This window comes from Flagellimonas sp. S3867, from assembly GCF_014698935.1.
Taxonomy (GTDB): Bacteria; Bacteroidota; Bacteroidia; order Flavobacteriales; family Flavobacteriaceae; genus Flagellimonas.
Map to the genome: position 1 here is coordinate 46202 of NZ_JACVMN010000004.1, position 22841 is coordinate 69042.

General features: G+C 39.7%; 23 protein-coding genes and 1 tRNA gene. 17 read left to right on the top strand and 7 right to left on the bottom strand.

The window, feature by feature from the left end; all coding sequences use genetic code 11:
* Window positions 1-26 precede the first annotated feature (26 nt).
* From IAG46_RS16305 to IAG46_RS16315, 3 genes are all read right to left on the bottom strand, one after another.
* Window positions 27-1352, bottom strand: coding sequence for an L-fuconate dehydratase (locus tag IAG46_RS16305; protein WP_190811465.1), 1326 nt, complete (start codon window positions 1350-1352; stop codon window positions 27-29).
* An 89-nt stretch (window positions 1353-1441) separates the two neighbouring features.
* Window positions 1442-2320: an AraC family transcriptional regulator gene (locus IAG46_RS16310; RefSeq protein WP_190811466.1), complete on the bottom strand. Its 879-nt coding sequence runs from the start codon at window positions 2318-2320 to the stop codon at window positions 1442-1444.
* Window positions 2321-2466: 146 nt separating this feature from the next.
* Window positions 2467-2898: an Rrf2 family transcriptional regulator gene (locus tag IAG46_RS16315; RefSeq protein WP_190811467.1), complete on the bottom strand. Its 432-nt coding sequence runs from the start codon at window positions 2896-2898 to the stop codon at window positions 2467-2469.
* A 122-nt stretch (window positions 2899-3020) separates the two neighbouring features.
* Here IAG46_RS16315 and IAG46_RS16320 point away from each other — a divergent pair, with 122 nt between their 5' ends.
* From IAG46_RS16320 to IAG46_RS16400, 17 genes are all read left to right on the top strand, one after another.
* The gene (locus IAG46_RS16320; RefSeq protein WP_190811468.1) at window positions 3021-3527 is read left to right on the top strand and encodes a cytochrome c; all 507 of its coding nucleotides are present in this window, start codon (window positions 3021-3023) and stop codon (window positions 3525-3527) included.
* Window positions 3528-3536: 9 nt separating this feature from the next.
* The gene (locus IAG46_RS16325) at window positions 3537-4118 is read left to right on the top strand and encodes a fasciclin domain-containing protein (RefSeq protein ID WP_190811469.1); all 582 of its coding nucleotides are present in this window, start codon (window positions 3537-3539) and stop codon (window positions 4116-4118) included.
* A 30-nt stretch (window positions 4119-4148) separates the two neighbouring features.
* Window positions 4149-6104, top strand: a complete 1956-nt coding sequence (nosZ, locus tag IAG46_RS16330) for a Sec-dependent nitrous-oxide reductase (protein WP_190811470.1) — start codon at window positions 4149-4151, stop codon at window positions 6102-6104.
* 87 nt (window positions 6105-6191) lie between these two features.
* Entirely contained in the window at window positions 6192-6791 is a 600-nt protein-coding gene (locus IAG46_RS16335; protein ID WP_223826740.1) for a hypothetical protein, read from the top strand.
* The gene (locus tag IAG46_RS16340; protein ID WP_190811471.1) at window positions 6788-7231 is read left to right on the top strand and encodes a nitrous oxide reductase accessory protein NosL; all 444 of its coding nucleotides are present in this window, start codon (window positions 6788-6790) and stop codon (window positions 7229-7231) included. Before IAG46_RS16335 ends, IAG46_RS16340 begins: the two co-directional genes overlap by 4 nt.
* 14 nt (window positions 7232-7245) lie before the next feature.
* The gene (locus tag IAG46_RS16345; protein WP_190811472.1) at window positions 7246-7539 is read left to right on the top strand and encodes a cupin domain-containing protein; all 294 of its coding nucleotides are present in this window, start codon (window positions 7246-7248) and stop codon (window positions 7537-7539) included.
* 7 nt (window positions 7540-7546) lie between these two features.
* Window positions 7547-8935, top strand: a complete 1389-nt coding sequence (locus IAG46_RS16350; RefSeq protein WP_190811473.1) for a nitrous oxide reductase accessory protein NosL — start codon at window positions 7547-7549, stop codon at window positions 8933-8935.
* 7 nt (window positions 8936-8942) lie between these two features.
* Entirely contained in the window at window positions 8943-10181 is a 1239-nt protein-coding gene (locus tag IAG46_RS16355) for a nitrous oxide reductase family maturation protein NosD (RefSeq protein WP_223826751.1), read from the top strand.
* Window positions 10178-10888 carry an ABC transporter ATP-binding protein gene (locus tag IAG46_RS16360; protein ID WP_190811475.1) on the top strand — a complete coding sequence of 237 codons (711 nt, stop codon included), beginning with the start codon at window positions 10178-10180 and terminating at the stop codon, window positions 10886-10888. Before IAG46_RS16355 ends, IAG46_RS16360 begins: the two co-directional genes overlap by 4 nt.
* Complete coding sequence (locus IAG46_RS16365; protein ID WP_190811476.1) at window positions 10881-11663, top strand: ABC transporter permease; 783 nt, start codon at window positions 10881-10883, stop codon at window positions 11661-11663. Before IAG46_RS16360 ends, IAG46_RS16365 begins: the two co-directional genes overlap by 8 nt.
* 118 nt (window positions 11664-11781) lie before the next feature.
* Window positions 11782-13500 (top strand): GMC family oxidoreductase, encoded by a 1719-nt coding sequence (locus IAG46_RS16370; RefSeq protein ID WP_190811477.1) that lies wholly within the window; start codon window positions 11782-11784, stop codon window positions 13498-13500.
* 2 nt (window positions 13501-13502) lie between these two features.
* The gene (locus tag IAG46_RS16375; RefSeq protein ID WP_190811478.1) at window positions 13503-14216 is read left to right on the top strand and encodes a gluconate 2-dehydrogenase subunit 3 family protein; all 714 of its coding nucleotides are present in this window, start codon (window positions 13503-13505) and stop codon (window positions 14214-14216) included.
* Between the two features lie 82 nt (window positions 14217-14298).
* Window positions 14299-14382: transfer RNA gene (locus tag IAG46_RS16380), tRNA-Leu, on the top strand.
* A 166-nt stretch (window positions 14383-14548) separates the two neighbouring features.
* Complete coding sequence (locus tag IAG46_RS16385; RefSeq protein WP_190811479.1) at window positions 14549-15448, top strand: MerR family transcriptional regulator; 900 nt, start codon at window positions 14549-14551, stop codon at window positions 15446-15448.
* Between the two features lie 20 nt (window positions 15449-15468).
* Window positions 15469-16923 (top strand): NAD(P)/FAD-dependent oxidoreductase, encoded by a 1455-nt coding sequence (locus tag IAG46_RS16390; protein WP_190811480.1) that lies wholly within the window; start codon window positions 15469-15471, stop codon window positions 16921-16923.
* A 3-nt stretch (window positions 16924-16926) separates the two neighbouring features.
* Window positions 16927-17766, top strand: a complete 840-nt coding sequence (locus IAG46_RS16395) for a phytoene/squalene synthase family protein (RefSeq protein ID WP_190811481.1) — start codon at window positions 16927-16929, stop codon at window positions 17764-17766.
* On the top strand, window positions 17767-18216 hold the full coding sequence (locus IAG46_RS16400) for a sterol desaturase family protein (protein ID WP_190811482.1): 450 nt from the start codon (window positions 17767-17769) through the stop codon (window positions 18214-18216). It begins immediately after the preceding gene.
* Between the two features lie 94 nt (window positions 18217-18310).
* Here the strand turns inward: IAG46_RS16400 and IAG46_RS16405 are convergent, their stop codons facing one another.
* From IAG46_RS16405 to IAG46_RS16420, 4 genes are all read right to left on the bottom strand, one after another.
* The gene (locus IAG46_RS16405) at window positions 18311-18874 is read right to left on the bottom strand and encodes a TlpA disulfide reductase family protein (RefSeq protein ID WP_190811483.1); all 564 of its coding nucleotides are present in this window, start codon (window positions 18872-18874) and stop codon (window positions 18311-18313) included.
* 5 nt (window positions 18875-18879) lie between these two features.
* The gene (locus IAG46_RS16410; RefSeq protein ID WP_190811484.1) at window positions 18880-19440 is read right to left on the bottom strand and encodes a TlpA disulfide reductase family protein; all 561 of its coding nucleotides are present in this window, start codon (window positions 19438-19440) and stop codon (window positions 18880-18882) included.
* 76 nt (window positions 19441-19516) lie between these two features.
* On the bottom strand, window positions 19517-21787 hold the full coding sequence (locus tag IAG46_RS16415; RefSeq protein ID WP_190811485.1) for an aconitate hydratase: 2271 nt from the start codon (window positions 21785-21787) through the stop codon (window positions 19517-19519).
* A gap of 99 nt (window positions 21788-21886) precedes the next feature.
* A complete protein-coding gene (locus tag IAG46_RS16420) occupies window positions 21887-22840 on the bottom strand; it encodes a MoxR family ATPase (RefSeq protein ID WP_190811486.1) in 954 nt (317 codons plus the stop codon).
* Between the last annotated feature and the right edge of the window lies 1 nt (window position 22841).

Genomic DNA, 22841 nt, shown 5'->3' on the forward strand with positions numbered 1-22841 from the left:
CATGATATTTTTCTAGTCCTTTAAATTCAGTCCACATTAGCCATTTCCTCTTGCCAAATCACTCCATCGGGAAACTTATATTGTTCTAAAGAGTTGTCTTTAATGGCAATGCTATATCCAGGCATGGTTGGTGGCATATACGCACCGTTTTTTATGACAACGGGGTCATAGAAATGCTCATGTAAATGATCAACATATTCGATGATTCGATTTTCCATAGAACCGGTCACGGCAATATAGTCAAACATGGAAAGGTGTTGTACATATTCGCACAACCCTACCCCTCCGGCATGTGGACAAACCGGAATATTAAACTTGGCGGCCATTAGGAGAATGGACAATATTTCGTTAACACCCCCTACCCTACAGCTATCAATTTGACAAATACCTATGGCATTGGCCTGCATCAGCTGTTTGAACATCACCCTATTTTGACAATGTTCTCCCGTAGCAACTTTAATAGGGTGTACAGCTCTAGCCACACGGGCATGCCCCAGAATATCATCTGGACTTGTAGGTTCTTCAATCCACCAGGGGTCGAACCTCTTAAGCTCCTCCATGTTGGAAATCGCTTCTTCTACATCCCATTTTTGGTTGGCATCCATCATCAACTGTAGATCAGGTCCCATTTCTTCTCGAATCAAAGCTGCTCTTCTTATATCATCATTTAAATCGGCTCCAACTTTTATTTTCATATGCCTAAATCCTGAAGCTTTTGCTTCACGGCAGAGACGTCGCATTTTTTCATCTGAATAGCCCAACCATCCTGCAGAGGTTGTATAAGCAGGATATCCGGATTGAAATAGTTCGTCTATACGTTCTTGTTTTGTGTTTTCTTGTTTTTTTAGAATCTCAAGTGCTTCTGCTGGGGTTATGGCATCTGTTATATAGGTAAAATCTATACATGAAACCAATTCTTCCGGTGACATATCGGCCAGCAAACGCCAAAGCGGTTTCCTTTCTACTTTGGCATACAAATCCCAAACTGCATTGACCAGTGCACCAGTGGCCAGATGAATCACACCTTTTTCGGGACCTAACCAACGTAATTGACTGTCACCCGTTATCATTCTCCAAAAATCCCCCATGTTTTGGGTAAAGCTTTCCAAGGATTTACCCATCAGCAGCGGAGACAATGATTTTATCGCAGCAACACAAAGTTCGTTTCCCCTGCCTATGGTAAAAGTTAAACCATGCCCTTCCAATCCTTCATGGTGGTTCGTTTTTAAAATCACGTAGGCCGCGGAATAGTCCGGGTCGGGATTCATAGCATCAGAGCCGTCCATTGTTTTGCTCGTGGGAAAACGTATATCCTTTACCTCGATGTCTGTAATCAATGTTGAATCGGACATTTGTATTATTGTTTAAAACAAAACTAACCGCTGGGACAGGTTTAAGCTACCTAATAAACCACTAAGGGCAATACTATTTTTGCCACATATTAGGCATATTCCATTTTATCGGTATGATATTGAATATAGGAGCTTGGCGATTTACCAATAATCATTTTGAATTGTCTGTTAAAGTTTGAGATATTATTGAATCCTGATTCGTATGCTATTGCTGTGATGTTCAATTTATCTTCAAGCAACAACTTACAGGCATATCCTATTCTTATCTCATTTAGATATCGGGTGAAAGTTTTTCGGTGAACCTGTTTGAAAAACCTACTAAAGGCAGAAGAATTCATACCTATTACCGCTGCAACATCGCTGGCGCCAATAGAATTTTTAAAATTCTTGAAGACATATTCATAAATCTTATGCAGTCTTTTATTCTCAGTTTTTAAGAACGAATTTATATACCCCATACTCGAAAGCAGTCGATAGGGTCGTTCTTTTGCCAAGGTGTTTAAAATCTCTATGAACTTCAACAATTTTTCAAAAGGCTCCAAATTCCGTAAACTTCTGATATCCTCAATTGTTCTTTTACCCACTTTTGGGAACTTCACACCGCGATTGGCCCTCTCCAATAAATCGGTAATGGGCTTGGTTTCCGCTACCGATAAAAATCCCATTCCCAAAAACTCTTTTTTAAAATGGACCACTACGGATTCGGCCATTTTTTCGGAAGAGGGATTAAAATAAACGTCATCATTGAGTAACATATGGGGAAGATTCTTTCCTATAAGAATTACCTCGCCTACATCAAATTTTTCAATACTATCCCCTATAAATTGTGTTCCAGAACTTTTCTCAACCAAAATTAACTCCAATTCCGGATGGTAGTGCCATATTTTTAAAAAGTGTGGATACAGATTATGACTGACCATAAACGAACTATTATTAGGACTAGTTCTATTTAATAAATGGAGCTTCATAATTGCTGATTATGGCCTCAAAATAAACAATTTCATGCATTCAACATGCCATTTACACTATTTTATCACATAAATAGCAAAAAAAGTATTGAATTCCAATTAAGTAATGGTTTCAAGCAATGTTAGAATCAAACGGTGTTTGGTAATTATAACGGAAGTATTGCCTTACCATCCCTGATATCTTCAATAAGTTTTTCAATGGTGGTTTCCTCAAGATTTTTCAAGAAATAACTGTTGGCGTTTCCAACCAGATCATGCAGGGCACATGGATTTTGACTATCACACTCCTTTATACTCAACATGCAGGACTGTAGTCGATGTCTACCTTCAATAACATCCACAATATTGATCAATGGAAGCGTTTTGTTTGTATCGCTCAAGTAAAAACCGCCTTTAGGTCCCCTTGCGGATGAGATAATATCCTTCTTGGAAAGCTCTTGTAAAATCTTGGCCAAATACTGTTGCGGAACATTAATTCTTTGGAATATATCCTTGACCATCATTTTATGGTTCTCATTTGAATGCAATGCCAAAAACAACACTGCTTTAATGGCGTATTTTGATGAGGTTGAAAGCATAAACATCTAAATATAAGTCACAAAGGTAAAAAAGATGTTTTTATCCGAAATGTGACATTTATCATATTATCCCACAATTTGGGACTATATTTTTGATCCTAAAATCTAACAATTGTAATCCCATGAAAATTATTGTAAAAAGCAGTGCATACCTTTTCCTAGCCCTCCTATTAAGCTGCGGAGGTAAAGAAGAAAAGAAAAAAGATGGCTTTCAAGTACAGCGACAAAAATCCACAACCGAAAAGGTTGAATCACAACCAGAAACAAATGCTGTTAAGCCCTCTGAAAGGGTCGAGCTTACCAATAAAGGGGTTGGACCTGTAAAATCATTGACACTAAACGATGATATCGATACCGCTATGTCGGAAGAGGGCAAAGCCGTATTTGAACAGATGTGCTTGGCGTGCCACAGGATCGGAAAAAAGTTTATTGGTCCAGCACCCAACGGCATATTGGAACGACGCTCACCTGAGTGGGTTATGAACATGATCTTGAATCCTGAGGTCATGGTAAAAGAAGACCCCTTGGCAAAAGAACTTCTTATGGAATTCAATGGATCTCCCATGGCCAATCAAGGTCTTACCGAGGAACAGGCCAGGGCCGTACTCGAATATTTTAGAACCTTATAATATTTAACTATGAAAGTAATCACCAAAATTAAAGTATTCCTAGGTTCGTTCCTAGTGCTATGTATTTTGACCAGCTGCAAGAACGAAGCCAAAACGGAAACCACTGCCACAACAAATGTGGAAACCCAAAAAAGTGACAAAAAACAAGGACAGGCATTCCTTAAAGATGATGAAGCCCAACCTAATGTACTGGACATTGCCATAGGCTCTAAGGACCATACCACACTTGTGGCCGCTGTGCAAGCCGCTGAACTGGAAAATGCCTTGGTAAACGCAGGCCCGTTAATGGTATTTGCACCAACCAATGCCGCTTTTGATGCTTTACCTGAAGGTACCGTAGAGAATCTGTTAAAACCAGAGAACAAAGCTTCCTTGGCCAATATTCTACAATATCATGTTACTCCGGGGAAATACTCCAAAGATTTTCTCAAAAAATTTAAAAAACTAGGACAAGCAAACAATCAAAATGTTCAAGTGGAAGTGCAAGGAGATGATGTCTTTGTCGGAGGTGCAAAAATAATAGCCAGTGTCCCCTGTGGAAATGGTATTGTACATGTGGTGGATAAAGTAATGCTACCACCAAGCGAATAACTATAGAACAACCTTTTAAAAACAATAACAATGAAAAAAGTCCATTATTTATTTTTTGCACTTGCAGGCGTTTCGCTGCTCTTTACAAGTTGCAATCAAAGCAAAAGCTCCAGCGGTGCATTGGCTTCAAGTGCAGCAGAAAAGGTATATGTGGCACCTGGAGAGCACGATGATTACTACGCCTTCATTTCTGGAGGGTTCAGTGGCCAAATGTCCGTATATGGTCTTCCATCGGGTCGTTTGTTCAAGGTAATTCCGGTTTTCTCGCAAGATGCTGAAAAAGCTTGGGGATACAATGAAGAGACCAAGCCCATGTTAAATACTTCCCATGGGTTTGTACCTTGGGATGATTCGCACCACCCTGATATTTCCCAAACCAATGGTGAAATTGACGGCCGTTATGTTTTCATCAATGGAAATAATACACCAAGGATAGCTAAAATAGATTTGAGTGTATTTGAAACTACCGAGATTATTGAGATTCCTAACAGTGCAGGTAACCATAGCTCCGCTTTTGTAACTGAAAATACTGAGTATGTTGTTGCAGGAACACGTTTTTCCGTTCCAATTCCGCAACAGGATATTTCCATAAAAGAGTACAAAGGCAACTTTAAAGGATCTCTTTCCTTTATTAGCGTTGACCCTGAGGATGGTGGAATGGATCTATCCTTCCAAATATTGATGCCTGGATTCGATTATGATTTGGCACACCCAGGTAGAGGTGCTTCACACGGTTGGATGTTCTTCTCGACCTACAACTCAGAAGAATCTCATACGTTGATGGAAGTTAACGCTTCACAAAACGATAAGGATTTTATCGCCGCCGTGAACTGGAAAAAAGCCGAAGAGTACATCAAAGAAGGAAAGTTCACTACCATGCCGGCCAATTATGCGCACAATGTTTACGATGAGCATACCCATACAGCTACCTCTACCATGAAAAAAGAGGTTCGTATACTCGATGCTTCAACCCTACCCGGTTTGGTATATCTTTTACCTACGCCTAAATCTCCACACGGATGCGATGTTAATCCAACAGGAGAATACATTGTAGGTAATGGAAAACTTTCATCCGATTTAACAGTGCATTCCTTTAAGAAAATGATAGATGCTATTGAGAATGAAAAATTTGAAGGAGAAGCATATGGAATCCCCATTCTAAGTTTTGAAGATGTTTTGGCCGGAACGGTTAAACAAGCAGGTCTTGGTCCATTGCATACCGAGTTTGATGGAAAAGGAAACGGATATACCACCTTCTTTATCTCTTCCGAAGTTGTAAAATGGAAAGTAGGGACATGGGAAGTGGTCGACAGACAGCCTTGCTACTATTCCGTGGGTCACTTGATGATTCCTGGTGGTAACTCTAGAAAGCCATACGGCAAATACGCTGTGGCCATGAACAAGATCACAAAAGACCGATATCTGCCAACCGGGCCAGAAGTAACACAATCTGCCCAGTTATATGACATTTCGGGTGAGAAAATGGAATTGCTGCTGGATTTTCCAACAGTAGGTGAACCACACTACGCTGCTGGTATTCCAGCCGAGTTGATCAAACCAAATTCCAAGAAAATATACAACCTAACGGAGAACAAGCACAAATATGCTACAACATCTGATGCCAATGTAAAGGTGGAACGAGATGGAAACGAAGTTCATATATATATGACCATGATCAGGAGTCACTTTAATCCGGATAATATTGAAGGAATCAAGGTGGGTGACAAGGTGTATTTCCATGTAACCAATTTGGAGCAAGATTATGACGTACCCCATGGGGTAAGCATGATCGGTGCGAACACCTCAGAGTTGTTGATCATGCCCGGACAGACCGAAACCTTTGTTTGGGAACCTAAACAGGTGGGTGTTTGGCCCTTCTATTGTACCGATTTCTGTTCAGCTTTGCATCAAGAAATGCAAGGTTATGTCAGGGTTTCTCCCGCCAGTTCAGATATTGATTTGACTTGGTCGTTGGGTGAAGACTGACGCAATAATTCCAAAATTGTTGGATTCTAATTTGGATAAGCGGGAGGATTGCTCCTCCCGCTGATTAAAACCTTAGCGTGTAATAAAATGAAAAAGAACTCAAAAGTTATAATGTTTATCGCCGTGTTATTGCCCTTGCTCCTCTTTGTTTTCCCGCTGTGGAAAATAACCCTGGAGGCTCCGCAATATCCTACCCCATTGGGAATGTATATTCATATCAATGATTTTTCTGATGCCAACCCTCATGACATCAAAAACATAAACTTGATGAATCATTATGTGGGCATGAAATACATTCCAGACGCCATACCCGAGTTTAAGATTTTTCCGATTGGGATTATATCCACAACTATTATTGGATTGTTAATTGCCTTTAAGGCAAATTACCGCTGGTACCTTTATTGGTTTATTCTGATGGTGTTATTAAGTACTGCCGGATTATACGATTTCTATCTGTGGGAACATGATTACGGACATGACCTTGATCCAAAAGCCATTATGAAGTTTACAAATCCAGATGGTTCTGTAATGGGCTTTCAACCTCCCTTATTTGGATCCAAGGACATTTTGAACTTTAAAGCACATTCCTACCCCCAATTAGGAGCCTTTAGTCTTGGCATTGGTATGGGACTATCCCTTTTCGCCTTTATCCTTGGAAAAAAAGAACATAAAAAATCCCAAGCATGAAAACTCTAGGCGGAATTCATTTACTTCCCATTGTTTTAATCGCAGTCTTGAGCAGTTGCACGGCAAAACCTCAGCAAATAGTTTATGGAACCGATGGATGTCATTTTTGTAGAATGACGATTGTTGACCAGCAACACGCTGCACAAATTGTGACCACAAAAGGAAAAGCATTCAAGTTTGATGCTATCGAGTGTATGGTAAACCACTTAAAGGAGGTGGATGCTAACAGTATCGCAATGTATCTCTGTAATTACTATACGGAGCCTGGGAAATTAATGGATGCCACTGAGGCAACTTTCCTGATTAGTGACGGAATTCCAAGTCCTATGGGTGAATTTTTAACTGCATTCGATACAAAAACCGATGCAGAGCTGGAAAAAAGCAAACATGGAGGCAACCTTTTTACATGGGACGAACTTTTGATTGAATTGAACCAATAAATCCTTTTATGCCAATGTACACCATAAACAACCAAATAAAAGAGCAAGAACCCGATGGATTACAGGTTGCTTCGTTTGTTAAAACAGATGCTCTTGAAATTTTGACCATCAGTTTGGAAAAGGACGCCACATTTCCCAATCACACTTCTCCAAAAGATGCTCAATTGATTGTTTTGGAAGGAGATATTGATTTTCATATCAATCAAAAAAAATACAATCTCGCAACTTATCAACATTTCAACTTTCCTGCGGATGAAGAACATTGGGTAAAAGCAAACGAAAATTCCAAGTTTTTAATCATACGATAACAGCAGAATGAAACCTCCAATAACAGTTTTTACACTCTTCCTATGCCTAATTTTCACTGGACTCACAGCGCAGACCTATAAACAATGTGCCCACTGCAAAATGGATGTAAAGAACATTAAATTTCAGGCGAAAGCGGCAAAAAACGGTGGTAAAACCTATCATTTCGATGCTATCGAATGTTTGGTCAATTACCTTAAAACCAAAGAAGAAGGGGATTTTAACCAACTATGGGTAACCGATTACAATACCGAAAAATATATTGAAGCGGCTTCTGCCTATTTTCTAAAAAGTAAGTCCCTTCCAAGTCCAATGGGGGCAAATTTATCAGCATATTCCAGTGAGAAAGATGCAAAAGCTGGCCAAAAGACCGATGAAGATGAGGTAATGGATTGGGGCACTCTCAAAAAACAATTCGTTTCGTCAAATTTTGGAGCTGTTGACCATTCGCATCATCATCATGGACCTGGTTCCTATGCGCCAAGCGGAATAATGGGCGATCATTTACACGCGAAAGGTGGTTTTATGGTTTCACTCCGCTACATGAAAATGGCCATGAGCGGAAATCGTGAAGGTTCCAATGAAATTTCAGACGAAGAAATCTACCAAAGGTTCATGGTAGCCCCTCAAGAAATGACCATGCAAATGTATATGTTGGGAGTTATGTACGGGGTTTCTGATAAGCTAACCCTTATGCTTATGCAGAATTTTGTCAAAAAAGATATGGACCTTACCGCCCGAATGATGATGAACAATATGCCAATGCTCAGGGATTTTTCAACTTCATCCGATGGTCTTGGAGATTTAAAACTGGGGCTACTATATAGCATTATGTCGACTGAAAAGCTATCTTTTCACTTGAATACAAAATTCAATATTCCCATTGGTGATATAGAAAATAGGGATGCAACACCAATGATGGCCAACGCCAAACTACCTTACACCATGCAACTAGGTTCCGGAACGTTTGATATAACCTTCGGAGGCACATTGAAGGGAAATCATGGTGATTTTTCATGGGGAATACAACAATTGAATACCTTTAGAACAGGAACAAATAATGAAGGGTACCGTTTTGGTAATCTATATGAGCTGAACTCCTGGGCAGGGTATGCACTTTCCAACAATGTTGGTGCTACCATTCGATTGACCGGTAGTAAAGAAAACGAGATAAAAGGCATGGATTCGGAATTGAATCCGATGATGGTGACAACCGCCGACACTAATAATTATGGAGGCGAACGCATTTGGGGAGGAGCTGGATTCAATATTGGTCTTGCAAAAAATAAGCTTGTACTTGGTGCTGAAATAAGTTTTCCATTATATCAAAATTTTAATGGAATCTTCATGGATTCAGATCATACGCTGAATACTTGTGCCAAATACACCATTTTTTAAAAGCATGATGCAGAGCAAACACAAACTCACTTTTATATTGCTATTTGTCATACTATCCTTTGCAAACGCAAAGACCATCCAGGTTTGTGCTGATTGTGAAGTAAACACCATTAAAAAAGGTATTGCACTTGCCGCAGATTTTGACACCCTGCTAATTAAAAAAGGCACCTACAACGAATTCAATATTAGGGTGAACAAGCCCTTGACCATTATAGGTGAAAATTATCCCATTATAGACGGTAAGGATCAAGGTGAAATTATTACCGTTGTCTCGGACAATGTTACCATAGATGGGTTGTTCATCATAAATGTGGGTACAAGCTATACCGAAGATTATGCCGCTATTCGGGTGGTAAAAAGCAAAAACTTCCTTATTCAAAATGTGGTTTTGGAAAAGCTTTTTTTTGGCATTTATCTTGAAAAATCCAGTTACGGAAGGGTATATCATAACAAAATCATTGGGGATGCCGTAGAGGAGTTCAACTCTGGAAACGGGATTCAGTTATGGTACAGCAAGCATATTGAAGTAGAACAAAACATTGTTCAACACGTTCGCGATGGTATTTATCTGGAATTTTCTGATGATATTTTGATCAAGAACAATAGCAGTACCAATAATGTGCGCTACGGACTGCACTTTATGTTTTCCAATAACGATATATACGAAAACAATGTTTTTGAAAATAATGGCTCCGGAGTTGCCGTAATGTTCTCCAAAGAAATCGTGATGCGCAACAATACATTTCGAAAAAATTGGGGGTCTGCTTCCTTCGGAATGTTGCTGAAAGAAATAAACGATGCCGAAATAACGGGAAACACTTTTGAAGAAAACACCGTAGGCATCAGCATAGAAGGATCAAACCGAATTAAATATTTGAACAATAATTTTTTAAACAATGGCTGGGCCCTAAAAGTTAGGGGCGCATGCTATGGAAACACCTTTTCCGCCAATAATTTTTTGCACAATTCCTTTGATGTTTCCTATAACAGTAAACTCAACGATAACATTTTTAAGGGAAATTATTGGAGTAAGTACACCGGTTATGATCTAGATAAAGATGGAACCGGAGATGTGCCATACAGACCAGTTAAACTTTTTTCCTATATCGTAAACCGAACCCCGGAGACCATTGTGCTGCTACGAAGTCTTTTTATGGACATCATAGACTTTTCAGAGAAAGTTTCTCCAGTTTTCACACCCGATAAACTTTTGGATGCCACCCCTTTAATGAAACAAATACAATGATACAAATAGATAACCTTTGCAAACGATTTGGAAAAAACGAAGTGCTTCGTAACCTAGACCTTACCATAGAACCCAAGGGAATTGTGGCCATTTTAGGCCCAAATGGTTCGGGCAAGACAACCTTGATAAAATCAATTTTGGGTATGGTGATTCCAAATCAGGGAACCATTACAATCTCAGGGGAAAATATCCGAAACAAATGGAAATATCTCAGAGATATCGAATATCTCCCTCAAATCGCAAATTTTCCAAACAATCTTAAAGTTCGGGAACTCATTCGAATGATCAAAGATTTGCACCAACAACCCTCCAAAGAAGAAAAATTGATTGCCCTCTTTGGTCTAGAGCCATTCTTGGACAAGAAACTTTCAACCCTTTCCGGTGGAACCAAACAAAAAGTGAACATCGTTATGACCTTTATGTTCGATGGTCCACTAATAATTCTTGACGAACCCACAACCGGACTAGATCCTGCGGCCTTAATTCAGCTTAAACAATTGATTCAGGAAGAAAAATCAAACGGAAAAACCATTTTGGTCACCTCCCACATTATGCAATTTGTAGAAGAAGTTGCGGACGAGGTGGTTTACTTATTGGAAGGAAAGATTTACTTTAAGGGCAGTATTGACCAACTCAAGAAAATGACCAATCAAACCAATGTTGAACATGCCATTGCGGCAATAGCCTCTGAAAACGTCCATGCTTAAAATACTAAAATACAGTTTTTACGACCTCATTCGAAGTAGATGGAGCTACGTTTATTTTTTGTTCTACTTAGCGCTCGGATTTGTACTACTTTTTTTGAACAACGATGTTTCAAAAGCAGTAATCACCTTGATGAATGTTATCATTGTTTTGGTACCCTTAATTGGTACAATATTCGGGGTCATGTACTATTACAATTCCAGGGAATTCACCGAACTGCTTTTAGCGCAACCTATTAGGCGAACCTCTATTTTTTTAGGACAATATTTCGGGGTGGCAGGTTCACTTGCCCTTAGTTTGGTTCTAGGACTGGGCATTCCCTTTGTTATTTATGGATTGTTCCGCAGTGATGCCATTTTTGACTTTACCCTATTATTGGTGACAGGTGCCTTTCTAACATTGATTTTTACCGCTTTGTCCTTCAACATAGCCCTATCCAACGAGAACAAAATCAAAGGCTTTGGGTATGCCGTTCTCCTTTGGCTCTTCATGGCGGTGATTTATGACGGATTGTTTTTGATGTCATTAATAGTGTTCGAAGAATACCCACTTGACACTTTTTCCTTGATTGCAACAATGTTGAATCCTATCGATTTATCCCGAACCCTTATTCTTCTTAAACTTGATATTTCAGCTCTACTAGGATACACTGGTGCAGTTTTCAAGGATTTTTTCGGGACCAACAAAGGACTTTTCATATCCTTAATCATGTTGGTACTTTGGACAGTGATTCCAGTTTGGCGATTGGTTAGCAAAGCAAAGGCCAAAGATTTTTAAAACAACCTCCATTCAACATAAAAATTGGGGTTGACTGTCCTTGTTCTAAAGTTATTAGTCTAGAAGTTCGATTAATTTCCTATTAAATTTTATATTTTGCTGAAGTAATTCAGAGCAAATGCAAATAATTGAATCCTCCCAAGAGTATGATGTCATCATTGTGGGATCAGGTGCAGGTGGTGGAATGGCCACCAAAATTCTTTCAGAAGCAGGACTTAAGGTTGCCGTTGTAGAAGCGGGACCGTTCTTTGATCCCGCAGATCCAGACCAAATGACCCAACTTAAATGGCCCTACGAATCACCGAGACGAGGTGCCAGTACAACAAGACCTTTTGGGGATTTTGATTCCGCCTACGGTGGATGGGATATTGAAGGAGAACCTTATTCCCATTCCGAAGGAACCGATTTCAAATGGTTCCGTTCACGTATGCTGGGTGGGCGAACCAATCACTGGGGAAGAATCTCCCTGAGATTTGGACCAAAAGATTTCAAAAGAAAAGATCAAGATGGTTTGGGCGACAATTGGCCCATTGGCTATGAAGATGTCAAACCCTATTACGACAAGGTCGATAAGCTGATAGGTGTTTTCGGCACCAATGAAGGTCTTCCCAATGATCCTGATGGCTTTTTCTTGCCCCCTCCAAAACCCAGACTGCATGAGCTTTATTATATAAAAGGTGCCAGAAAATCGAATGTTCCGGTATATCCTTCCCGAATGTCCATGCTTACCAAAAAAATAAATAATGAAAGGGGAGTTTGTTTTTATTGCGGTCAATGTTCAAGGGCTTGCCAGGTGTACGCAGATTTCTCGGCCGGTACCTGTCTTATCTTCCCAGCCCAGAAAAGTGGAGGGCAGATAGATCTTTTTGTGAACAGTATGGTTCGCGAAGTGACCACAAATGATGAAGGCAAAGCTACCGGGGTATCGTATATCAACAAAGAAGATAGAAAAGAATATAAACTAAAGGGAAAAGTGGTTGTTTTAGCTGCTTCTGCCTGTAGTTCTGCCCGAATATTGCTGAATTCCAAAAGCAAGCAACATCCCAACGGATTGGGCAATAGTAGCGATGTAATCGGAAAATACCTGCACGATTCCACAGGAAGCAATCTTATGGGGTTCATCCCTGATTTAATGAATCGGGAAACCTATAATGAAGATGGTGTTGGTGGCATGCATGTGTATACCCCATGGTGGTTGGAAAATAAAAATCTCGATTTTCCAAGAGGTTATCATATTGAAATGTGGGGCGGTTTGGGCATGCCCAGCTATGGCTTCGGTTTTAATCCAAATGCGATGAACCAATTTTTTGGTTTACCCGTTGGAGGTTATGGCGATAATCTTAGAAAAGATGTCAAAAAATATTACGGTTCCACAATCGGTATGGCGGGCAGAGGAGAATCAGTTCCTCAAGAGAGCAACTATTGCGAAATCGATCAAACCAGAGTGGATGAATATGGCATTCCCGTTTTAAAATTCAATTATGAGTGGACCGAGCATGAGGTAAAACAGGTTAAGCACATGCAGGACACCTTTGAAGAGATTATCCATAATATGGGTGGTCAAGTAATTGGTGAAAAAGCTGGGAAAGATAAAAATTATGGCATTTTGGCTCCAGGTGAAATTATCCACGAAGTGGGAACAACGCGCATGGGGGACAATAAGAAAACCTCCGTTGTTAACCAATATCAACAATTGCATGATGTGGACAATGTATTTATTGTCGATGCTGGACCTTTTGTGTCTCAAGCCGATAAAAACCCGACATGGACCATTTTGGCGTTGGCCTGGAGAGCCTCGGATTACATTGTTGAAGAACTTAAAAAGCAAAACATTTAGCCATGGATAGAAGGAAAAGTCTAAAATCGATTTTACTAGGTGGCGTTGCCAGCGGATTAGCTGTTCATGGATGCAAGCCAAAATCCGAATCCATAAATGAAGAAGTCGTTCCATTTAAAAGTTATGCCTACGGTAGAACCCCAAAAGAAATGGAACGCGACCAAGAACTATTTGAGGAGGTCTTTTTTAATGAACATGAAACAGAAACTATAGCCATCCTCTGTGATTTGATTCTACCGGCCACCGCAGAGCATGGTAGTGCTACAGATGCAGAAGTGCCTGATTTTATTGAATTTATGGTCAAAGACATCCCAGAATTTCAAACCCCATTGCGAGGTGGTTTAATGTGGCTGGACCATAAATGCAATACCGATTTTAATACGATATTCAAATCTGCAACTATGGAACAACAAAAGGCCATTTTGAACACCATTGCATTTCCTGACCCAGAAATTGCTGAGCAGGAACAACCTCTAGAGATACAGTTTTTTTCCACCCTGCGCAATTTAACGGTATCGGGATATTATACCACCAAAGCAGGCATTGAGGAATTAGGCTATAAAGGCAATATGCCCAATGTATGGAATGGTGTGCCAGATGATGTTCTTGCCAAACACGACGTATCCTATGATGAGGAATGGATTGCCAAATGCGTGGATCAGAGCAAAAGGGCCGTAATTGCGGAATGGGATGAAAATGGAAATCTGCTGACTTAACCCTTCCGTCATTTCAAATAGTTTGCAAAACCCTATTGGAACAAATTAAATTTTAACGATATTTGCCCGCAAATTCCGAAACGCCCACGTGGTGGAATTGGTAGACACGCTACCTTGAGGGGGTAGTGTTCGAAAGGACGTGCTGGTTCGACTCCAGTCGTGGGCACAAAACCGCAATCATTGCGGTTTTTTTTTGCTCTTTTTTATGGTGAGGGATCTCGTTCACACCAAAACTTCATCCCAATTTGCAACGCTTCTTCTTAAATTTTATGATAATAAATTAGGTCAGCTCCGATTAAATTGTAAATTTGTTTAACGTTTACACTAAAAAGATGAACAATGTAAAAGCTTCCTTTAGTATCCGTGACATGGAAAACTTGTCTGGAATAAAGGCACACACCATTCGAATCTGGGAAAAAAGATACAATCTGTTTACCCCTGAAAGAACAGATACGAACATCAGAACATATAGCATTGGGAGTCTTCAAAAGTTATTAAACGTTACCCTGCTTTACAATAATGGATATAAAATTTCCAAAATAGCCAAGATAGAGGAAGGTCAGATACCAATAATGGTGCGGGAAATTGTCTCCAATACCAGTGAAAAAAGCCATGCCATCAATGCTTTTAAACTAGCTATGGTCAATTTTGACCAGACGTTATTTTTAAATACCTATAGCAGCTTACTCTCTGAAAAATCCTTTAGAGAAATCTTTTCAGATGTTTTTATTCCATTATTAAACGAGCTAGGGCTGCTCTGGCAAACTGATACCATAAGTCCTTCGCATGAGCACTTTATCACCCATCTGATTAAACAAAAACTGTATATCAATACAGAAAAGCTTCAAATAGCGGAGCCTACTAAAAAAGATAAAGTTTTTGCTCTCTTTTTACCCGAAAATGAAATCCACGAATTGGGATTGCTTTACATAAATTATGAAATAACCCTTAGGGGTTACAAGTCCATTTACCTCGGACAGACCATGCCCATTGAAAGTTTGGAAGACTTGTTGAAATATTATGACAATCTGACCTTTCTTTCCTATTTCACGGTTTCACCCACCAAAGATAATTTGGCTTCCTATTTCGAAAAATTCTCTAAGACATTGAACGCTGCAGGAAATTCAAGTTTATACGTTTTGGGCCACCAAATACAATACATCGATGAAAGTAGTTTACCCAGCAACATTAAAGTATTCGATTCCATAGAAAAAGTTATACGTACCTTGTAAAAGCCTCCCAAATCAAAAAAATGAAAAAAGTAATTGTCATAGGTTCCGGCTTTTCTTCACTCTCGGCAGCCTGTTATTTGGCCCAGGCAGGTTTTCAAGTAGCTTTATTTGAAAAAAATACTACAATTGGCGGAAGAGCAAGGCAATTCAAAAAAGATGGATTTACCTTCGATATGGGGCCTAGCTGGTATTGGATGCCCGATATATTTGATAAGTTTTTTGCAGACTTTGGCAAAAAAACCTCTGACTACTATCAACTTGACAAGTTAGATCCGGCGTACAAAGTTTTTTTTAAGGACGATGTAATGACGATTGGTGACTGTATGGACAAAATTTGCCAAGAGTTTGAACGTATTGAAACAGGTAGTGCTGTTCAACTCAGAAAATTTATCAGCAAGGCGCAGAACAATTATGATATTGCCATAAATAAAGTGGTACTTCGTCCCGGATTGTCCCCATTAGAATTGGTAACCAAAGAAACTGTACTTCAGGTGGACCAATTTTTTAAAACCATTAGTCAAGAAGTGCGAAAGCGGTTTAAAAATCCTAAGTTGATTGCCGTATTGGAATTTCCGGTACTTTTTTTAGGGGCAAAACCTAGTAAAACGCCTTCCTTTTATAGCTTTATGAACTTTGCGGATTTTGGTCTTGGCACTTGGCACCCTAAAGGTGGAATGTACCAAATTATTAAGGCAATGACAGATTTGGCCGTAGAACTCGGGGTGCAAATGCAAACGGATAGCCCGGTTGACAAAATATTGGTAGAAAATAGCAAAGTCAAAGGAATTAAGTCCAAAGGACAGGATCACACCTCCGATATGGTTGTCAGTGGGGCAGATTATCATCATTCCGAGAATTTATTGTCCGAAAAGCATCGACAATACTCCGAAAGGTATTGGGACAATCGCACTTATGCGCCATCATCCTTACTTTTCTATATCGGTTTCAGTGAAAAACTAAAAAATGTAAAGCATCATAACTTATTTTTCGATACAGATTTTAACCAACACGCCAAAGAAATTTACGATAACCCCCAATGGCCAAGCAAACCATTGTTCTATGCTAATTTTCCATCAGTAACCGATGCTACGATGGCTCCTAAGGGCTGTGAAACAGGATTTATATTGGTTCCCATCGCTCCAGATTTACATGACACACCTCAACTCAGAGATCAATATTTTGATATTGTGATGGATAGGTTTAACCAGCATACACGTCAAGATGCCAAAAAATCCATTATCTTTAAAAAGAGCTTCTGTGTTAAAGACTTTATTGAACAATACAATTCTTATAAAGGCAATGCCTACGGTTTGGCAAATACATTAAGTCAAACAGCCTTTTTAAGACCCAACCTCAAAAGTAGCAAAGTAGAAAATTTGTTTTTTACAGGCCAGCTTACCGTTCCGGGTCCTGGAGTTCCGCCAGCATTGATTTCAGGAAAATTGGTATCTGATCTGATAACTAAAAAAACGTAAGCCATGAAATCTATTTTTGACCGTGTTTCCTATAATTGCAGTAAAATTGTAACCGAAACCTACAGTACTTCTTTTGCCCTTGCCACCAAAATGTTATCCGTATCAATTCGAAAGGACATTTACAACATTTATGGTTTTGTACGCTTTGCAGATGAAATTGTGGATACTTTTCACGATTACAACAAAAAAGAGCTGTTTGAAAATTTTGAAGCTTCTTTCGAAGCGTCCATTGAGAACAAAATCAGTTTAAATCCCATTTTGAATTCTTTTCAGCATACCTATCATAAATACGACATTCCGCATCACCTTGTGGAAGCTTTTATGAAAAGTATGCGAATGGATTTGACCAAAAAGAAGTATAACACCTATGAAGAATACAAAGAATACATTTATGGATCAGCGGATGTTGTTGGTTTGATGTGTCTTTGCGTTTTTGTCAATGGTGATAAAGAAAAGTATGAAGAATTAAAAGAGTCGGCCATGGCGTTGGGCTCTGCATTTCAGAAAGTAAATTTCTTACGGGACCTAAAGGCCGATTATGAGGGTTTGGAGCGTTCCTATTTTCCCAATACCAATTTAATGGAGCTGGATGAAGTCTCCAAAAAGAGGATTGTTGATGAAATCACTGCGGATTTTGAGCTTGGTTATTCAGGAATAGTGAAACTTCCGGAGCAAGCCAAATTTGGGGTATATACCGCATATCGATATTATAAAAAACTATTGCAAAAGTTACAGAGTACTCCACCTCTAGAAATAAAAAATACTAGAATCCGTGTTCCAAACTATCAAAAGTTTGGGCTTTTGGCAGAATCTTATGTAAACTATAAACTACAACTTCTTTAGATGAAAATTCTTGTTTGGATATTGATTTTTCTTGGCACTTTTTCCATCATGGAATTTATGGCTTGGTTTACCCATAAGTATGTAATGCATGGCTTTTTATGGAGTCTTCATAAAGACCATCACAACAAGGACCATGACTCATGGTTTGAGCGCAATGATGCTTTTTTCATTTTTTACGCGATAGTAAGTATGATTTGCTTCTATTCGGGAGCTGAAACTGATTTCTGGTACGGTTGGCCACTTGGGTTTGGCATTTTAGCTTACGGAATTGCATACTTTTTGGTGCATGATATTTTTATTCATCAGCGTTTTAAATTATTCCGAAATGCCAATAACTGGTACGCCCGGGGAGTTCGTAGAGCCCATAAAATTCATCACAAGCATTTGGGAAAACAGGAAGGGGAATGTTTTGGCATGTTGGTAGTGCCCTTTAAATATTTCAGAAAATAAATCTTAAACCTTTCCATAAAAAATATAATGTCAGGTAGAGCGGAGTCGAGACCAAATATCAACCTCTAGACTGTGCTCGAGGGGACATAAAGCTTTATTGTTCCAATAAGAGTTGATCTAGAAGTGCTCTTGTGCTTTCCGAATTCCAATTGGCTGCACCTTTTTCATCCACCACTATTTTTCCAGATTTACTGATGATATAGGTGGCAGGGATGCTCCTGGAAACCAGTTCTCCAGGAGTTTGTGACTTTTCAAAATAAACGGGTAAGTCGTATTTTTTTTTCTGAAGGAATTCTGAGACTTTCTCAGGAGATTCATTTGTGACCAACATAAACCTCACCTTGTTTCCATAATCTTTGTACAACTTTTCAATACTTGGAAGTTCAGCCACACATGGCGGACACCAGGTAGCCCAAAGGTTTACCAAAACCACCTCTCCTTGGTTCGATTCAAAATTTAAGTGGTTTCCATCCAGATTATCCAATTTCCATGCATAACTGGCCAAGGTTTTCTGTTTGCCTGTTTCAACGATATCTGCACTGGTTGCAAAAAGTTTTCCCACCAAAACGCGGGCATGAAAGCCCACTGGGGTAAACACAATTAAAATAATGGCCAATATCCAAAAGGCATTGACAAGTTGGTCCTTAGAAAATTTCATTCAATTTATTCAGCAATCAATTCATCCAAAAGATTATACACCTTGGTCGTGCTCCAGTCCGCAATCTTTCTTTTGTAAATCACAATATTTCCAGATTTATCAATGAGATAAGAAGAAGGCACCTCATTAGGATTGATCGGTGTTTTTTCACCTATGATCAAATAGGTGACCGGGAGTGTGAATCCGTTTTTAGCCATAAACTCTTCTACTGGTGGTCGATTTTCATTAGTAATGATATAGAAATCCATTTTACCCTTGTACTTGTCGTACATTTCCTGAATACTCGCCAATTCAGCTTCACTTGGCAATCGCCACGAGGCCCATAAGTTGATGAAAATGACCTTGCCCTTTGATTTTTCAAAATTGAAAAAGTCCCACTCCGCATCTTTTAGTTTCCAATCGTAATCCGTGATTTTTTCTCGTTTAGACTCTTCGATTATTGGTGGTGAGGAAGCAAAGACCCTATTTAGTAAAATTTTGCCATAATGCCCCATAGGAGTCACGAAAAAGGAGAGCACGAAAAGAATAATGACAATATTAAAAACGGTCTTCTTGCTGATTTTCATTAAGTTAGGATTTGGTTAAAACTAAAAAACTCCTGATACAATATCAGGAGTTTCTTTGAATTATCCGAAAGGTATTTTATGCATTCTCTTTTTTGATCACATTTAAGGCCGAACCTTCATTAAACCATTGAATCTGAGATTCGTTGTATGTATGATTTGCAATAATGGTATCCTTGCTTCCATCTGCATGTACTACTTCCAACGTCAACGGTTTACCAGGAGTAAACTCTGTGATGTCAACAAAATTGAAGGTATCATCTTCCTGAATTAGGTCATAATCGCTCTCATTGGCAAAAGTCAAAGCCAACATTCCCTGTTTTTTCAAGTTGGTTTCATGAATTCTGGCAAAAGATTTGACCAATACTGCTGCAACACCCAAGTGACGAGGTTGCATCGCAGCATGTTCTCTTGAAGAACCTTCTCCATAATTGTGATCTCCTACTACGATGGTTCTTATTCCTTCTTTCTTATAAGCACGCTGTGCATCTGGAACAGCTCCATATTCTCCGGTCAATTGATTTTTGACAAAATTAGTCTGTTTGTTAAAAGCATTGACGGCACCTATCAGGGTGTTGTTGGCAATATTATCTAAATGTCCACGATATCTCAACCATGGCCCAGCCATAGAAATATGGTCTGTAGTGCACTTACCAAAAGGCTTTATCAAAAGTTTTACACCTTGAAGACTTTCTGGAGAGATTGGAACAAAGGGCTCCAATAATTGAAGTCGTTCGGAAGTTGGTGAAACCACAACCTGTACTCCACTGCCATCTTCCATAGGCGCTATAAAACCAGCATCTTCTACTGCAAAACCTTCTGGAGGCAATTCGTACCCTCTAGGTTCGTCCAGCATTACTTCCTCTCCATCCTCATTTATTAGTTTATCTGTTACGGGGTTAAAGTCCAAGCGTCCCGCAATCGCGATGGCTGTAACCAACTCAGGTGAACCTACGAAAGCCAAAGTATTTGGGTTTCCATCAGCACGTTTGGCGAAATTTCTGTTGAAAGAATGCACAATGGTATTTCTTGGCCCATCTGCTGCCTTATCTCCATAACGGTCCCACATTCCAATACATGGCCCGCAAGCGTTGGCGAATACGGTAGCTCCAATAGCATCAAATGTATCAATAAATCCATCTCTATCAATGGTGTAACGAACTTGTTCTGATCCTGGAGTTATGGTAAATTTTGATTTTGTTTTTAAGTTTTTATCCGTAACCTGCTTTGCCAAAGAAGCAGCTCTGGAAATATCTTCATATGAGGAATTTGTACAAGAGCCTATTAATCCTACCTCAACGTTCAACGGCCAATCGTTTGCTTTGGCAGCTTCGCTCATTTTTGAGATTGGAGTTGACAAATCTGGTGTAAAAGGTCCATTTAGGTGTGGTTCCAAATCATTTAAGTTGATTTCTATCACTTGATCAAAGTATTGCTCAGGATTGGCATACACCTCGGCATCGGCAGTTAAATGTTCCTTTACTTCAAGTGCAGCATCGGCAACATCTGCTCTATCTGTTGCTCTAAGGTAACGATCCATGGATTCGTCATAACCAAATGTCGATGTGGTTGCGCCAACTTCGGCCCCCATATTACAAATGGTACCTTTTCCTGTGCAGGACATTGAGGTTGCTCCTTCACCAAAATATTCGATGATCGCACCTGTACCGCCTTTAGCTGTAAGGATGTCGGCCACCTTCAAAATCACATCTTTGGGTGCTGTCCAACCAGATAGTTTTCCAGTTAATTTTACCCCGATCAATTTTGGGAATTTTAATTCCCATGCCATTCCGGCCATTACATCAACGGCATCGGCACCTCCAACTCCAATGGCCACCATTCCCAATCCACCGGCATTTACGGTATGTGAATCGGTACCTATCATCATTCCCCCAGGAAAAGCGTAATTTTCAAGTACCACCTGATGGATAATTCCAGCTCCGGGTTTCCAAAAACCAATGCCATATTTGTTGGATACAGATTCTAAGAAATCGAAAACCTCATTGCTGGTTTCGTTGGCTCTTTTTAAATCAGCACTCGCACCAACTTTCGCCTGAATAAGGTGATCACAATGTACCGTTGTTGGAACTGCCACCTTGGGTTTTCCGGCGTGCATAAATTGCAAGAGTGCCATCTGGGCGGTAGCATCTTGACATGCCACTCTATCGGGTGCAAAATCAACATAGTCCTTTCCCCGAGTAAATTGATTGCTAGGAGTTCCCTCCCAAAGGTGTGAATACAATATTTTTTCTGCAAGGGTCAAGGGTTTCCCTGATAGTTCACGGGCTTTTTCGATACGCTCTCCCATTGAAGCGTAGACACCCTTGATCATGTCAATGTCAAATGCCATTCTAGATTGGATTTAAGATTTTTACAATTCCGCTAATTTACTAAAATACCTACGATTTAGTAATTAGAATTTGGCAAATAAGTCGTTAGGATTTTGTATTTATAACAATTCTGAAATAATTTTTTCTTCAGAAATGCCTTCGGCCTCGGCTTTGTAGTTTTTTAATATCCTATGTCTTAATATTCCCATGGCAATTGCTTTGACATCTTCAATGTCCGGAGAGAACTTTCCATGGATTGCTGCATGGGCCTTTGCGCCCAACACCAAATTTTGGGACGCTCTGGGTCCAGCTCCCCAATCTACATAGTTATTTACAAAATCTAGGGATCCTTCCATACCAGGTCTGGTTTTGTTTACCAGTCTTACCGCATAATCAATTACGTTGTCAGGAACGGGTATTCTGCGCACCAGGTGTTGCACCTCAATAATTTCTTCAGCGCTAAACAAGGTATTTAGTTCAACCTCCTCATCGGTCGTGGTTGATTTAACAACTTGTATTTCTTCTGCAATGGATGGGTATTTCAATTCGATGGCAAACATAAAACGGTCCAATTGTGCTTCTGGTAGAGGGTACGTTCCTTCTTGTTCAATTGGATTTTGGGTAGCCAAAACAAAATAGGGCATGCTCAACTTATATTGCTGTCCCGCAATCGTTACTGCCTTTTCTTGCATGGCTTCCAAAAGAGCAGCTTGTGTCTTTGGAGGGGTTCTGTTAATCTCATCTGCCAAAATAATATTCCCGAAAACCGGACCCTTTATGAACTTGAAGTTCCTGTTTTGATCTAGAACTTCGCTACCCAGAATATCACTGGGCATTAAATCGGGGGTAAACTGAATTCTTTTAAAGTCAAGTCCCAAGGTCTGGGCAATGGTATTTACCATCAAAGTTTTAGCCAAACCGGGCACACCTATCAACAAGGAATGTCCGCCGGTATAAATGGAAAGCAAAATCTGTTCGATTACCAAATCCTGTCCAACTATGACCTTGGCAATCTCATTTTTTAGGGTTTGATGTTTTTTTACCAGGTTTTCAACTGCACTAACGTCTGACATG